We start from the raw sequence: 16363 nt of genomic DNA on the forward strand, positions 1-16363 counted from the left end.
TATGAATATTGTTCAATAACTATTATACCTATTTTTTTACTTTTTTTCTGATTATAAGGTAATAAATAGAAGTAATAATTATTGCCAGAAAAAGAGATGGGAAAAAATTAGATATAAAGTTGTAACCATAATACCAATTTAATTTACTCCAAATTGTTACCCCTTCGACCCAATCTATTTGCACGAACATGGCGTACTTAACATATCCAACAATGAAAAATGTGATAATAAATGAAAGAATGAAAGTAATAATAACCTTTGTTTTTTTATTCAACCCAAACCCCACCCTTAATTTAAATTTTGTTGCACCACAATATTTTACTATTATTCATATCGTAGAATCACGATTGATGTATTTTTTATGAAAAATGTGTACTAAAGTTTATCAGATGATTTGTTTTTATCTTTAATACCAATTGCTAAAAGACAAAATGACATGATTAATTCAATAGCTATAATAATCCATATCAACGGATGGATATTACTTATTAAATCTCCACCTATCCCTCCAGTATTTGCAGAATATTTAAAGAAAAATTCATAGGAAACAATTACAATAATTAATTGTGTACATGTACCAAAAAATAAACTTAATCCAGACTTTAACATCAAAACTCCATCCCACCCTTAATTTAATATGTAACATTTTACCATTGTGACGTGGTTTAAGAAAAATGCGATATAATTGATTTTAAAATTATATTATCTCAACCCTACAATTGGAATTTGTGATTGTTTTTTAATTCATTATAAATTAAATGACATATGACAATCCCTAATTCTACCATGAACTGTTTTTGATTCTCTGTATACTCTTCTCTTTCTTTAAGACTTTCTTGTGATGAATGTCTAAAACATTGAATTTTCTTTTTTAATTCTTTTACATCACTTTCTTTAATAAATCCTAAAGAAATGTTATCATAATTTAATGTAATGAATTTCCCATCTTTTTTTAACAAATATTCCATTAAATTTACTAATTCTTTTAATTTTTCATCAAGTGCCATTTCGTTAAATTGTGCATTTCTCGTTGATATTTTCTTAATTAATTCATCCAATTCTTCATTTACAACAACTTTTTCACCATCTTCTTTTTGTAAATTCTCAATAGCTTCTTTTGTTTCATCAATTTTCTTTTTATCGTAATCTGATAATTCATTATTTTTTAATTTGTAATTCTCATAATAATTTAGTAATGCACTTATTAATTTGCTAACTTTAGAATTAGATTCCGATTCAAAGATTTTTCGTAATTTATTAGCTTTTGAACAATAATCTTCATACCCCTTATCGTGATAAATATTAATGCCAATAATTCCTTTTATAAATCTTTCAAATGAACTATTGGAAAAATCTATTACATACCCACCTCCCATGTCAAACAATTCTTCTAATGATTGTATTGTTGTATAATCTAAATTTTCCATATACCCTCCTATAAATTACTGCTAATTGTGCTGTTTTCATTCTTCATTTGTCACAATTTTTAACCATTGTTAATATATCGCATTTTTACGATTAATGAATCCTTTATGAATATTGTGTGACAATCTAAAAAAGCTTACTTTTGCATGTCTAATTTAGTAGATTGAACCCACTTACTTAATCCCTCTTTACTAAAGATATATTTACCATTAATTTTAACACGATTAATGTCTGAACCTATTCCATCTGCAAGAGACATCAATTGTACTTCGCTAATATTTAAATATTTTGAAGCCTCTTCAAGGTCTAAAATATCGCTTTGTTGTGAAGCAACGGAAACATTTTTATTAGCAATCTCTTTTAACGAGTTTCCTATCCATATCGATCCAAATACAATGCTAATTGCAAGTATAATTATAGATAATGGTAATAGTTTATTCTTTTCCAATACTTCCACCCCCATTTATTTAGTGTTTAAGCCATGTGTGAAGTAAAATAAATTCTAATTATGCTATAATGCAGGATTGATATATTTAGCTTTTTCATCTATCCATTTATTTAACAACTTTTTCATTTTTCTCCAGCTATCAATAACGAAAAACGGTTTATCGGGATATTTTTTATGTAAATTCATTATAGTATGTTTACGTGTTTTAGAGAAACTCCATAACCCTTTACAAAAATGTAAAAATCCCTTTTCCAATTTTTCTTCGAGATATTGGGGTGTATCCGAACGCTTTTTACCGTTTCTTAATAATACACTAACCAAACATACAAAACGGTTTATATCAATAAATATAACTATGTCCGCCGCTTTAAATCGCAACTCCATTGTGTCAGTATGATTTCCATCGATTATCCATTTTTCCTTTGATGTAAGCTCCATTTGTATCTTTATCCATTCTTCTTTCGGTGGTTTTTCCCAATTAGGACGCCAAAACTCAACATCAAGATGAACGAGTGGCAACCCCGTGATAACAGACAATTCTTTAGATAAAAAGCTTTTTCCGCTACCATTATTACCAACAATAATAATGCGATTATATCCAAATATATTCAATACTATCACTTCCTAAAATATAAATAATCTATAGTTCGCAGCTATCTACCATTACGTCATACAACATTTATTTAATTATACCATTATTGCCGTAAATTGGGTAAAAACGTTTAAGCTAATAAGCACAATATATGTTACGCCATGTTTTGACATGCTTAATTTTCTTATTGAAAAAAGATTAAGATTTTAATAAAACTACTAAAGATATAATATTTGAAAAAATACTGGTTAATCATGTGTTTTCAATGATGTACGACCATTAATGATTTATTACAGTATATAACAAAATAAAGAAGGATTTACAAAAATATGTTTTTGAAGTATACTGAATATATGATTTTGGGTATAGCCCAGTTCGTTATTAGCACAAGATTTAATTTGGCTTTAAGAGCATAAAAAGAGTAGATTTAATCTACTCTTTTTTTATTGTATTAATTCCTTGATCAACTATTAACATCTTTTTATATGTTGGAGATTATGTATTTAATGTTAGTCTTTTATATTTTGTAACGACTGTTAACCCAACACTTATTACGAACGCTCCCATAACCGGATAAATCAGAGCAGAATTAATGGAGTTCAACCCTGCCATAATCAAGAAGATTGAAGTTCCGTATATTATTAAATTTAAAGATTGAATCCTCCATCTAGGGGACATCACCTCTTTTTCACATTTTAAAAACATCTTATAGAAATATACTGAAAGGCTAATTACCATCCCCGTACCAATGACAGCTAATAAATTATGATTAACCGTATTTATTAGCACAAACAAAGATATTGCACTTGCAAAGTTGATCAAGAAATATATAAATCCATTTAACGTCACATCCATGCGTTTCTTCAACTATTAACCCGCTCCTTTTTATACTCTTTTATATCTATTTTGGCAACCCAGTAAAGTGATTTTCTTACATAATAAAAGTCTAAAAGTAAAATAACAGAAGTACATTATTGCATTTCTTGTATATGCAACTCTTTAATGATTTTTTTAAAATAAAAACATTCCATTCTAATAGCAATTTCTTCTGTGTCCTCCGGATTAATTGTATTTATATTGAAAATACTTTTGGGAAACTGTAACAAATATAAGCCAATTCCTTGCTCTGCAAGTCTTCTATAAGATATTAATGACTTCTCCTTGTCATACTTCTTCTTTGCAACTTTCTCGCTCATATGGACTTTATATGCCTTTAAACGATTTTTAAATGAAGACCTATTGTGTACTATATATAATGTTATTTCTTTTACTAACATTTCATTGAATGATTCCACCATACTATCCACCCCCTGCCAATCAATACTCATCTTGCTATTTTTCCACTTATATATTCATAACACCATCCAACTTTAATAAATAATTGACAGTTATTAGTTCTATGAAATTACTTAAATACCTTTATTTATATATATCTTTATTTCTAATGCTTACCCCACATTAAAAGTCTATAACCAAAACTTCTACGCCAAAGCTAACAAATTGTTTAATAGGGAATTGGTATGAAACCCTAACAACAGCTGAATTTTTATAATGGCTAATCGTCAAGAGGCTGACTTCTACACAAAAGTAACAGACCATGTAATAAAAAAGCCCCGGATATTAATCCAGAACTTTGAATAGTGAGGCTATATTTTTATAAGGGAAACTACAGAGCATAATTCTTCATTTTTAACAAGATAATCAAAACAGAATTTCTCCCATTCAGTTAATTTACCACAATTTGCTCCTGTTTCACCTTGCTTATTAACAATTAAATGATAAAAATTTCTAGTCTCAACTCTAAAATTTTCTTCAAGAATTTCAATTTGAATATGATTGTTACCCGCTCTAAAGTAAAAATTATTGGACAAATCTGATCTTCTAACCATATTACTATTGCGTGTAAGATATAGGTCTATATCTAATCCTTTTAATTCAACAATATATTTTCCCATAACTGCATTAACATTTTCATTTTGCTTTTCTCTGTTTTGTCTTGCAAGTAATCGCTCTTTTTCTATCTGGTTTTCCATTTCTAATTCTTCAGCCGCTTCTTTTTCTCTTTCTTCTCTTTTATCTTTTGTTTCAATATCTTTTTTTATATTATAATAAAACTCCTCTAAATTACCGGTTAAGCAATCATTCCACTCTTCTCGTATTTGCATTTCTCTTTGTTCATTTTCAAATTCATCGACATCCATTTCTAAAACCTCTGTAATATAAGCTACATATATATCATCATAATTTTCAAAATTATATTTAAAAGTCCTTGTTACTTCTTCATCATCTTCGTCCCAAACACATTGGTTCCACTCTTCCCATTCTTCATATTCTTTTCTAAATTCTTGAAATTCACGGTCATATGCAAGGATTTCATCAAAACCCCAAAAATCCGTATATGGACTAATACTCGCAACTTCTATAATAAAATCACTACTGTAGCCATTTCCTCCAGTTACCTCCCATATGTCTCCATCTCTCATATCCATATATACTTCTTGTCCCAAATCATAATTTGTACCCACAAATGTTTCTACAAAATTATAATTACTTACTATTTTATTAGCTTCATGTTCTGTTATTACTTCCACCAGTTCATCTTCTGTTTTCACCATTATTGTTTCCATTTCCTCATTTTCTGATATTGCTGTATTTATGTTTTCCATAATAACCATCCATCCTTTATTTATTTAGCCATTCTTGGCTCTTATTTAGTAATTTGTGTTTCTCTTACTAGATAAATAGTATCAATTCTAAAATATGAATTGCAAGTTTATTTTTGAATATTCAACATTAATTTCATATAACAATGAGTCTATAAGTGTGTCACATTGGTTTTGTCGACATTCGTCGGAAATTTCTTTTAAAACAAATAGAATATATATATATTAATCATAATTAAAACATAAGATTGCATTTTATAAACTAAAAATTCTTTAATAGGAAAAACCCAGAACTATTAAATTTCATTTTAAACAATTCAAGCTATATATTTAAATACAAAAAAGACAGCTCATACGAACCATCTTTTTCATTTATTTTTGAATTAATATCATTTATAGCCATGGTGTTCAGTTGATTGAAATAAATTGCAAAGTCCCCTCCATCGAAGTATATTACTCTCATTTAGTGAAAAAGTTTAATGACCTGTTCCACTGCACCACTTCTAATTTTGTCGTTTATACTGGATTTGCTTTTCATTAAGGCTTTAACAACTTTATTACTTAATACAAATACTTTAACAATACATTTCTCTTTTAAGAGTTTCAAACTCTCCGACAATTCTAGAAGTAACACCTTCACCAATCTTACATCAGCATAAGTTGTTTATACCATTTTACTCTTATCGTTATAGACCAATAGCGAAGAAAAGGCTCCAATACCATCACCTATTCCTATCGATGAAGCTAAATACAAATCTATTGTCTAATTTCTTCCTTATAAATCTCTCCTCGTACTGGTTTCATACTGTTCTTGCCCTCGAGTTGCCCTCGATTTGCCCTAGAGTTACACCAAATTTTAACATTAAATGTTTAATTTTATATTTAATTTATTATAATAGCGATACTACTTTCATATATACTCTATATTCATTTACAATATTTGTCTTCAAAAACCGGTAATGTCTTATATACTGTAGACATATAGGGTATTATCGTTCTACCCCACATGTCCTGTATTTAGCAAAATGGTTCATTATCTATTGGCTATTCATTATTTTTATTATCAATAATTAATAACTATTTAAGCTTTCTTCAATAAATTATTTTGAAGAATATGTAATTATTTTTCAGCTACTTGTAAGTCCCTCGCATGTTCACCAGATATTTGTGTTCATTTATATAATAAATTGGTATAATTAATCATATCTAAAATACCATAAATTCATATTATATACACACTATTGGAGGATACAAAATGAGCAAGTACGCCCAATTGACTTTTGATAATGAACTAATTCCAATCAAAGATGAATTTGAAGATAGAGACGATTTATTTATAGATGACTTTATTTTTTTGAGTGCATTTAAAAAAGATGGCGAAATCAGCTATTTTCGTTGTATAAATGATAGTAGTAATGGAGCAGAAAGTTTTAACTGTGAATTTAATAAAGAAGAATATAAAAATCTTAAAAACACTACTTTTGTTAAGAAACAAGAACAAGGTTGGGCTGTGCATTTTGTAGTAAATGGTGGCGGACATAAAAATGAAAACATAAATAAAATTACTTCTTTCAAAATGGATTTTGATTTCTTGAAATATAAAATTGACGGTGAAATATATGTAGACAAAAATGGTCAGACTCAAGATAAAATTTTTTATAGGACATTAATAGAAGTTGAACAATTAAAACAGGCAACACTAAAAATGTTATATTGCGATTTCCAACTTGAGCCATCTATCGTGGTTGAAACTAAAAACGGATTCCATGTTTATTGGTTATTGGAAAAATATATTATGGATTGTTATATTGATAAGTTTTCATTAATTGAAAAAGCTATGGTCAATTATTTTAATACTGTTTTAAATGGAGAGTATGCGGATGACAAGGTCACTGACCTTGCAAGAGTTTTTCGTATAATAAATTTCATGCATTTAAAAGATCCTTCTGATCCCTTTAGAATAAAAGCGATTAAGTTTAAACCTAACCTGCAATATATGCACCAAGATGTCTTAACAGCTATAGGCATTAATAGCATAAAAGAATTAGATAATCATAATTTTGATACAAAACCAAATATAATAACTCGGAAGACTCCAGATAGAAAATCTTCTAATTCTAGTGAGGAACCCTATTTAAATGAAAGAGCTGATAAATATTTTTCTGACATTAATGACCTTATAGAGTATTTAAGAAGTCAAGACCTATGTGAATATCTGAATATTGGAGATAAATTAGGTAACAGCTTCAAATGTATCTTCCATGCAGACGGGAACCCTTCTGCACAGATTGTTAAGAATAAAGAAGGAGCATATAAATATATTTGTAGGGGTACCTGTTCCTACAATATGAAGGTTGAAACTGGTAAAGATGTCGGAGTAGATATAATTGATATTGAAATGATTAAAAATAGCTGTGAATTAATGGAAGCGTTGGTTATCCTTCAAAAGCACTATAATGTCTCTCTTAACACAGTTGACAGTGAATGGAGCCGTAATCAGCTTAAAAAATACGAAGAGAACATTGACTATCTTAATAGTATAGATGAAAGCTTTATTAAAAAGTATCCCAATCTTTACAAAATGCTTAAATTGACAAGAAAATACCTTATGGAAATTTATAATATTGGAATGGCTAATATATTTACTAAAGATTATAGTTATCAGAATAACAATGTTTTTTTCTTTAGCGTCCGGTACCTTTCATCTTGCATAAATTCAAAGGAATCAATGACTGTTAGCCAACATGTAAATTTATTATGTGCTTTGAGATTAATAGAGAAAGTTCCATTCGATTGTCTCCATCCTGTATTACTGGAAAAATCTCAAGAGGAGAAAGAGAGAACTGGTGTTAAAAGTATGGTTAATTACTACTCTGTTCCTAATATAGTTGAGGTATTAGACATGTCAGAATATATAGCTCAAAAGTTAGTATATAATAAATTTAATATAAAAAGATTGTCAAAGGATATGCTATTGGCTGTACTTGGCGAAGACGCTGCTAACAGGGTCTATTCATTCAGTACGAATATGCAAAAATTTAATGATAGAAATTATTTAGTAAGAGGCTTCCTAATAAACCAACTGGAGCAAGATAATTATATAAGTTGGGATAAATTAAAAGAAGAAGTCATCTCAACCCCTTCGGTAAATAATCCTGTTAAAACTTTAAGTGAAAGTCAGAAAAGAACTAATTTTAATTTGTTTATGCCCCAAATATTGGAGGAGTATAATCTTGTAAAAGTTAAGGCTAATAAAGAGCTTAAAGAAAAGTATAAACTCAAAAATTATTCTGATATTTACATTAGATCAAAGTAGTGAATTAGCTAGATTTTAGATTATGGACTAATTAATAGGGGATGTGAAGCAGAACGATAATACCCTATATGTCATCACTATTAGAGATACCCGATTTTTTTTGCAATTATTGTAATGATTTAAAAGTATTGATTAGTCTTTAATAGTCACCTTTTAGCCTATGCAAAAGGGTTTACAACCCGTAAGCCCTTAATGTCAGCTAAAAATTAAACTACTAGATTTACTCAATTCTTCTTTACTTAAATTAGCCCTATATTAGCTATGATAATATAGGGTTATTTCTTTAGTAAACCCAATACTAATATCATTATTTAGTTGGTCATAGAAAGATTCTCCCCACAAATACCTATCACTATCTCGTAGGCTCAAATTTCCTTCTACAGCATTAAATACTTTATTTTTATATTCAAGATAAGAACTCCATAGCTTATCAAAATTAGTTATATTATCTAAATTATTTTTTACATTTAAAGTTTCACAAACCCTTATATCATATACAGTAAATGTGTCTGGATATAAAACAGTTAAGATAGCCGATGACATTGGCAAACGAAATCCCCATTTTTTAATTAAACACTCTAATCGTTTTTTGTCTTCAGTACATTTATAAATGTCATTTGTAAGAGCTTTAACACCATCATTGAGATTATTATAACCTCTACCAAGTATTCGCTTGGAAATCTTCGATTTAGCTCTGTTAGCTTTCCATATAATTATTGCAAAAAAATCAAAAGCAGATAAAAAACCAGATTTATGAAATTGAGTACTTACTTTCCCGAATATATAATTCTCTAAATCATAATATTTAATAAAATTATTTTCTTCCACCTCATTATCCCCCCAGATTTATTAGATTAATTTCTTTTTAATAGGATATATAAAGAATACTACATTTGTAGGAATAATCTTATTGTAATTTTCATCTCCACATTTCCAAAATTCAACACATGTAGGATGTATAATATAAAACTCACATTCAAATTCATCACTACCAACTACAACCTTATACTTTTTAATTATAACCTTATCTTTTTTCATAATTCATCTCCCTCTTTATTAAACAGAGTCTAATTCTGATTTATTATGTTTTGGCAATGCTTATTAAATGTAATTCTCTTCACAAACCTATATATTTCCAAAACAATATCTAATGTATTGACTTCGACTTATATCAAAAACTAAACCTTGTTTCTTCATGGTTTCTAACATGGTTTTATCTAGTGCATATGGCCCTGTATGTTGTAAAACTTTAATTTCGTTTTTTGTCAGATGAAATCTATATCTTGCCATTGTAAACTCATATCTCTCATTTATAATGTCAACTTTTAATTCTTGTGTAAACTCTTTACTAATTGTTTCAACAACAAACTCTACAAACTTATCTAATGGACTATTGTATGCTATATACCCCCTAATCCACCCTTGAGTATTCATATGCCTTCCCCCTATTCTATATGACCCGCCATATCCCAAGCAGTTATAATGCCTAATATCTTTTGATTTGATCTACCATTCTCCGTAATGAAAACAACGCCAAGTCTTCTGTTCTCTTTTAGTTCCTCTTGAAATAGTTCTTCTACCTCTGTAAGCAACGCATACTTACTAACAAAATCAAAGTATTCACTTTTATGCTTATCAAAAGGCAGATACTCTATAAACTCGCTAATCTTTACGTCACTTTCTAATAATACATCACCTTTATTCGCTATATAGTTCAATAATGTGCTTTCACTAAAGATACCTATAACCGTGTTATTGTCTATTACAGGAACATGAGTATATGTGTTTTTAGCCATCTCTTTCATAACTTCAATAGCTGAAGTTTCTAATGTTGTATTATATAATTGATGAACCTTAACAGCTACACTATCATAAGCTGTAGGTGGATTTTTAACATTATTTACGATTTCCTCATATTTATCTATAATATACTTATGAGGTTCTGCAATAGGATCTGCATTCTTCAATTCTGGATTATGTACAATAGCATTTCTTAAATCCCCAAAAGCTTTTAAATCCTTTTCATACTTTTTAAATGATTTATTTGCTTTCGCCAAATCTTCTATAAGCAGATAATGTCTATAACCATTTGGCTTATCTAAATATCTTCTCATATAATCATCTATCTCATTATAAATCTCAATAAATCTATCAGAATTCAGTTTGTTAATTTCCATATCCCCATCTCCTTATTTAATACCCTTACAAATCCATTTTCACTCCGTAATTCTTCAGCCACTCTTTTCTGTTTTCATAATCCGGCATAACAGAATTTAAAAGTTCCCAAAATTCTTTAGAATGGTTCTTATGGTACATATGGCACATCTCGTGAACTACTATATAATCTAACACATTAGATTTCGCCATAGAACACCGCCAATTAAAGAGTAGCTCATCTTTAACAGTGCAGCTTCCCCAACGCTTCCGTTGTTCCTTAACCTTAATAGCTGAAGGCTTTTTATTGAAATATGGTTGATAGTACTTAATTCTTTCTTCTACTTTTTCTTTAGTTTTCAGCCGATACCAATGTTCCATAGCTTTTCCAATGGCTTCACTATTCTTACTTGGTAACGTAACATAGAACTTGCTATGGTAAAGTTTCACTTCTGGTTTCTTGATTTTTTCATCAACTATAATCTGCAAAGAATAGTTACGACCTAAATACATGAAGCTCTCACCATTGACATATTCCCTATTAATCTTTTGATAATTCATATTTTTAAACGAATATAATTGCTCTATAACCCACTTTGCTCTACTCTTGGTTTTCTTTATAATGATGTCTTCTGGAGTTTCTAAAGGAGCCACTACAGTTATTTTATCTGGTGGTTCTACGCTTATTTCTAAAGTTTTTCTATTTCTGTATTCAACTTCAAATTCTATATATTTTGTTCCATACTGAAATCCTAATTTCATTGTTGTACCGCCTCTTATAGTGCGTCTATAACTGCATAATGTTTTTTAGCTAAATTTAACAATGGTTGGACTATCTGTTTTCTGGTATCCCTTTTAATTAGTTTGAAATATTTCTTGGTCAAAGTTAGAAATATCGCTCTCTCTACGTCTGCTGTCTTTGTAGAATTAGTACTCCATTCATTTACGTAATTATCTTTTACTATTTGAGCTATATCCATAGCAATGGCTTTAGATAAATTTATAATATCCGAACTAATATAATTAACTTCTTGTTCAGCTACAATGTCATTTTCAACAACTGTTTCTCCACCTTCTAAAAGATATTTCTTTACTATCTCGAAAAAAGCATACTCTTTTTTATTTAACCCTAGAGCTTGAGCTTGGTTCATCTCCCCTTGCTGTACATCATTCTTTATGAAATTCTCTAACTGTTTCTTTCTTTCAATCCAGTTACTTTTAGTTTCATCAAGAATTTTCTGTAATTTCTCTAATAAACTTGTATAGTAAACAGGGTTGTCATCAATTTTTACATGGATAGTATTCTTAACAGCATGTTCCATAGCAGAAGCAACTGCCTCATCAGAGTTTAAACTATTAACCTTCTTCTCAAAATCCTTATCAAATAGTGTAATGGGCTGTATCCAAGTTTGAACTCCTAAAGATACCAAATGTTCTTCGACGATCTTTCTAACTTTTTCTCCGCAATCAGATATATCAAATACACTCTCTGGTGTAAACCTTGCTTTAGCTCCTGCTTTGATATAAGATAACCATTTTACGTCATTAATAATATCAACTGAAACATGACTTGGTAGCAAAGCCTCCACTACGCCACTGAATCTTTTAAAACTCATTTCAAATTCTGCCCGTTTGTCCTCCGGTTCTATAACCTTCACAATTTCATCCAAATTGCTCTTATCCTTACCTTTAAACATGCCCATTGCATTCTCTCTTAAAGATAGCATTTGTTTGTATAGTTCATCCATAGATTCAAACGGCTGACCTAAATCTTCCTTATCAAAAATTTCAAGAGCTTCTTCCAAGAAGTTAGAAATCCCAAAATAGTCCACTACATATCCACACTGCTTTACAATAGTGGATGTTATAAGGGTACCATTCACATCTTCATGTTTTATTTCCCTTACATTGGTTCGATTTACTCTTGCAATGGCCTGTAAAAGGTTGTGCTCTTTTAATGGAATATCTAAATACATAACTTGTTCTATGGGACAATCGAAACCAGTGAGCAGCATTGATTTTACTATAATAAAGCATAACTTATTCTTCTCATCAATCGGTTGTTTAAATTTCTTTATAATCTCCTCTTGCTGCACTTTAGTAGTGAAATGCTCTTTTAAATGCGTTGGTTCATTTAGAGAACCAGAAAAAATCACTTTAGCTTCTAATGGTTCATCAAAATAGTCTTTCATGTATTTAGTTAAGGCATTATAATACTTTACACAAGCTTCTCTGCTTATACAAACTACTTGTGCCTTAAACCCATTAGGGTAAATCTGTTCCTTATAATGCTGTAGTATATCCTTCGCAATGTCCTCTATACGTTCAGTTGACTCTATAATTAATCTTTTACTTGCATACCTTTTCTTTATTGCTTCTCTCTCATCCTCACCCCTATCTTCAAAGGCTTGATCAAATAATGCTTCTAAATCATCACCCTTAATTTGAAGTTCGGGTTTTCTACCTTCATAAACAATTTTTACAGTTGCACCGTCATCCACGGATTCTTTAATACCATATTTATCAATATAGCTTCCAAAAGTTCTTTTGGTAGATTTATCTTCTTTATCTATCGGTGTCCCTGTAAATCCAATGAACACTGCATTTGGTAAAGCGTCTCTCATATTTTTAGCAGTTCCCTTATATTGGGAACGATGGGCTTCATCTGCCAAGACAATTACATTTGTCTTCAATGTGAGTACAGGAAATTCCTTTTCAAAGTAAAGAGCTGCTTCTTGATTATCGTCCTCAAAAACTTTTTTATCTTCGAGTTCTCCTGCAAATTTTTGTATTGTTGTCATTATTATCTGTGGTTGAGCTTTTGAAAGAAGTTCCTTCATTTGAGCAACACTTTCAGCTCTTACAGGTGTTGTGATTTTTGAAAGAGTCCTTAAAAATGTTTCATATATCTGTTTGTCCAAATCTATTCTATCTGTAACAACCACTATTGTAGCGTCTGCTAATTGTGGTATCCTTCTTATCTTTCTAGCTAACATTACCATGGTAAGACTTTTCCCACTACCTTGCGTATGAAAAATAACTCCCCCACGACTCAATTCATCCTTACCGTTTGTTATTCTATGTAAAGCTTTATTAACCGCTCTAAATTGCTGATAACGACATATTTTCTTAATAGTCATAGAGTCTTCCACTTCATAAAGTATGAAGTTTCTCATAATATCTAATAAATTATTCTTTTCTAATAGCCCCTGTAAAAACAAGTTCTGTCCATTATTTTCAACATCCTCAATATCTTCTTTTTTATATGGATACGGGTCTTTCCATTCTAAATAATGGTTATATTTAGAACTAATTGTACCCAAATACGCATGATACTTGTTAGAAATTCCAGTAAAAAAATTCGTGTAAAATAATCTTGGAGTTCCCTCAACAATGTTAATATCTCTTTCATCCATATATCTACGAAGCTGTTCATAGGCTTCTTTCTTTCCAACATTCTCATTTGTTTTTTTCTCTAAAAAAGGAGATTTACATTCAATTACTACTACGGGAATACCATTAACAAATATAATTATATCTGGAAATACAGACCTTCCTGTTAGTGTTTTAATTTGGAACTGTCTAGTTACTAAAAAGTCGTTATTATCAATATCATCCCAATCAATAAATTTCACCGTTTGAGGTTTCTTTTGCCCATTTCCATAAATGTCTTGGTCTACTGTAAAATCAAGATTAATTAAAGCATTATATATTTTTTCGTTTATTTCTAATAATGACGCACCCAAATTTTCTGGTCTTGATAAGAATCGAACTGCCTTATTAATATTAAGATCATCTATCCACGGATTAAGCCTTTTAATAGACTTTTCAAGCCTTTTATTCAAAACAACTTCAGTTAAAGAGTCTCTTTCTCCTAAATCTGGAGTAAGTTCCTTACCGTGAACAAATGCATAATTTAGTTTTTCTATAATATATTCAATAGCCGGTTGTTCTACTAATGTTTCCTCATTCCCCAAATAACTCATACTTCACCCCACCCATATCTTTTAAATTCTCTCTAAAATGATTTCATCATCCCCATTTTTATATACAATTCTATAATCATTTAAAATTACTACAATTGAGACAACTCCAATAGTAACAATTAAAGCGATAGCTACCGAAGCTGCCATTCCTGCGAGAGTTAGTGACCCCGCTACCATGTTTTTTCTCATTGTCTCTTTTAACCCAATATTCTTATTTGACATTTTAATAATAGACAGCGGTTTTATTTTTTTAGCAAGACGTCCTTTTATAATTATTCTCTCTTCCTTATTGTTTAATACTTCTTTTAGCTCTTTTGCTGTTTTAACCATTACACTCATTAATTGACTCCTTACTCAAATTTCACATATTAAAATTCCTTTTCTTAATTATTTCAACTACTTATACCTTAACCCTAATCTTTCCTATTAGAAGTTTTTGCGTTAATCCTTGTTTTAGCTGTTGATATTTTTGCTTTTCAATTTCATATTGTTCTATTTTTCTATCGAATGTTGATAATATATCTGATATATTTTTTTGCTCCTTTATATTGGGAACTGGTATCTTAAATTCCTTTATTAATTGTTGACTTATATTAGGTTGAGCACCTCCTGCACCTAATTCAATTAACTTTTCTTTGTAAAAAGATGAAATGTAATATAAGTATTCATAGTCTAATTGACTCAATTTACATATAACTGCACATGAAGCTTGATTTGTTGAAACAACATTTTTTGTTATTGATGTTTTGCCTATTGTCGCACCATACATTGCTATTAGAACTGAATTTATTGGAATTAATTTAGCAGATGATTTCTTTATTGCTTCTTGTGTAATTTTCTCTTCAGTATCATAAATATACTTTTTACCTAACTCGCCAGTTTTAACCCACGGTATTATACCATTTTCATAGTATTCTTTTTTACTTCGACTAGGTGTACCACCACTTGCTGTATCTGCTACATCAATGATCCTATTTACTCTCCACGCCTTCGGGATTATTCCTACTTCCGTCTCCTTGAACTCTGTATGTCCAATTCCTTTTGTAAGAAGTCTCTGCATGAGTCCCTTTTTAAGTTCCTTCGTTTTCTCTATTAAGCTTTCTGTTCGTTCAATTTGTACGTCAATAGTAATTATTATATTTTCAATGGCGACTTGTTCATCCATCTTTGGCAAACAAATATTTAATCTTCTCACCTGCTGAAAATTCAAACCTTCTCTACTTGATCCTGTATTAAGAGCTTCGATCTGTTTTTGCACAAAAGGAGAATTAATGTATAAGCTTATATATTTCAACGATACCGTTTTATTAGTTCTTATTATGCAAACATGTTGGTTTACATTGCCCCTACCAAACCCCTCTGGAACATAAGTACACCTTCCTATAGAGGCACCTGTTATATTTAACAATATATCATTTTCCTTAAACTCTGTTCTTTTCATCTTATCATTTTGCTTTTCATCTATATATGCAACATTGTCAAGACGTAACCCATCTGGATAAACATTCTGGCTTCTTACAAATGGTATACCTTTAGTTTTATATACACTTTGCCCACCTTTAGGAGTTACCCCACTACCTACAAATTCGGCAAAATCATTGATTTTTTTTACTTCCCAATCCACAGGTATTTCCCCTAATTGTAGTGCGTCAAAATATAGCTTTATATAACTGCATTCCTAAGTCAAATTATAACTATAATACTAATAATTATCTAGTTATTAATTGCTTTTTTGATAAGCACATTATTTCTATGACAAAAGCTCCTAACGACTTGACA

Annotated in this window: 18 protein-coding genes; 1 reads left to right on the plus strand and 17 read right to left on the minus strand. The window is 29.9% G+C overall.

The features are described from left to right. Positions 1-375: 375 nt before the first annotated feature. From JJD95_RS12145 to JJD95_RS12185, 9 genes are all read right to left on the minus strand, one after another. Positions 376-612 (minus strand): hypothetical protein, encoded by a 237-nt coding sequence (locus JJD95_RS12145; protein WP_291643292.1) that lies wholly within the window; start codon positions 610-612, stop codon positions 376-378. 101 nt (positions 613-713) lie between these two features. Further along, positions 714-1427 (minus strand): hypothetical protein, encoded by a 714-nt coding sequence (locus tag JJD95_RS12150; RefSeq protein WP_291643293.1) that lies wholly within the window; start codon positions 1425-1427, stop codon positions 714-716. A gap of 134 nt (positions 1428-1561) precedes the next feature. Further along, positions 1562-1873: a hypothetical protein gene (locus JJD95_RS12155; protein ID WP_291643294.1), complete on the minus strand. Its 312-nt coding sequence runs from the start codon at positions 1871-1873 to the stop codon at positions 1562-1564. A gap of 63 nt (positions 1874-1936) precedes the next feature. Continuing rightward, positions 1937-2485: an AAA family ATPase gene (locus tag JJD95_RS12160; RefSeq protein ID WP_291643295.1), complete on the minus strand. Its 549-nt coding sequence runs from the start codon at positions 2483-2485 to the stop codon at positions 1937-1939. A gap of 475 nt (positions 2486-2960) precedes the next feature. Then, the gene (locus JJD95_RS12165) at positions 2961-3332 is read right to left on the minus strand and encodes a hypothetical protein (protein ID WP_291643296.1); all 372 of its coding nucleotides are present in this window, start codon (positions 3330-3332) and stop codon (positions 2961-2963) included. A gap of 104 nt (positions 3333-3436) precedes the next feature. Continuing rightward, positions 3437-3763 (minus strand): hypothetical protein, encoded by a 327-nt coding sequence (locus JJD95_RS12170; RefSeq protein WP_291643297.1) that lies wholly within the window; start codon positions 3761-3763, stop codon positions 3437-3439. Between the two features lie 348 nt (positions 3764-4111). Next, complete coding sequence (locus JJD95_RS12175; RefSeq protein WP_291643298.1) at positions 4112-5131, minus strand: hypothetical protein; 1020 nt, start codon at positions 5129-5131, stop codon at positions 4112-4114. 319 nt (positions 5132-5450) lie between these two features. Beyond that, positions 5451-5591 (minus strand): hypothetical protein, encoded by a 141-nt coding sequence (locus JJD95_RS12180; protein WP_291643299.1) that lies wholly within the window; start codon positions 5589-5591, stop codon positions 5451-5453. Beyond that, a complete protein-coding gene (locus JJD95_RS12185; protein ID WP_291643300.1) occupies positions 5592-5735 on the minus strand; it encodes a hypothetical protein in 144 nt (47 codons plus the stop codon). It lies immediately after the preceding gene. 648 nt (positions 5736-6383) lie between these two features. Here JJD95_RS12185 and JJD95_RS12190 point away from each other — a divergent pair. After that, on the plus strand, positions 6384-8444 hold the full coding sequence (locus JJD95_RS12190) for a hypothetical protein (protein ID WP_291643301.1): 2061 nt from the start codon (positions 6384-6386) through the stop codon (positions 8442-8444). 255 nt (positions 8445-8699) lie between these two features. Here the strand turns inward: JJD95_RS12190 and JJD95_RS12195 are convergent, their stop codons facing one another. The 8 genes from JJD95_RS12195 to JJD95_RS12230 form a co-directional block, all read right to left on the minus strand. Further along, complete coding sequence (locus tag JJD95_RS12195) at positions 8700-9272, minus strand: hypothetical protein (RefSeq protein ID WP_291643302.1); 573 nt, start codon at positions 9270-9272, stop codon at positions 8700-8702. Positions 9273-9293: 21 nt separating this feature from the next. Next, positions 9294-9482 carry a hypothetical protein gene (locus JJD95_RS12200; protein WP_291643303.1) on the minus strand — a complete coding sequence of 63 codons (189 nt, stop codon included), beginning with the start codon at positions 9480-9482 and terminating at the stop codon, positions 9294-9296. An 87-nt stretch (positions 9483-9569) separates the two neighbouring features. After that, complete coding sequence (locus JJD95_RS12205) at positions 9570-9878, minus strand: hypothetical protein (RefSeq protein WP_291643304.1); 309 nt, start codon at positions 9876-9878, stop codon at positions 9570-9572. An 11-nt stretch (positions 9879-9889) separates the two neighbouring features. Then, a complete protein-coding gene (locus JJD95_RS12210) occupies positions 9890-10621 on the minus strand; it encodes a CBS domain-containing protein (protein ID WP_291643305.1) in 732 nt (243 codons plus the stop codon). A gap of 25 nt (positions 10622-10646) precedes the next feature. Continuing rightward, positions 10647-11360, minus strand: coding sequence for a M48 family metallopeptidase (locus JJD95_RS12215; RefSeq protein ID WP_291643306.1), 714 nt, complete (start codon positions 11358-11360; stop codon positions 10647-10649). 14 nt (positions 11361-11374) lie between these two features. Continuing rightward, positions 11375-14584 (minus strand): HsdR family type I site-specific deoxyribonuclease, encoded by a 3210-nt coding sequence (locus JJD95_RS12220; RefSeq protein ID WP_291643307.1) that lies wholly within the window; start codon positions 14582-14584, stop codon positions 11375-11377. Between the two features lie 21 nt (positions 14585-14605). Then, positions 14606-14923, minus strand: a complete 318-nt coding sequence (locus JJD95_RS12225) for a hypothetical protein (protein WP_291643308.1) — start codon at positions 14921-14923, stop codon at positions 14606-14608. Positions 14924-14984: 61 nt separating this feature from the next. Beyond that, complete coding sequence (locus JJD95_RS12230; protein WP_291643309.1) at positions 14985-16208, minus strand: restriction endonuclease subunit S; 1224 nt, start codon at positions 16206-16208, stop codon at positions 14985-14987. Positions 16209-16363: the final 155 nt, after the last annotated feature.

The organism is Clostridium sp., assembly GCF_016650035.1.
Classification (GTDB): Bacteria; Bacillota; Clostridia; order Clostridiales; family Clostridiaceae; genus Clostridium_AD.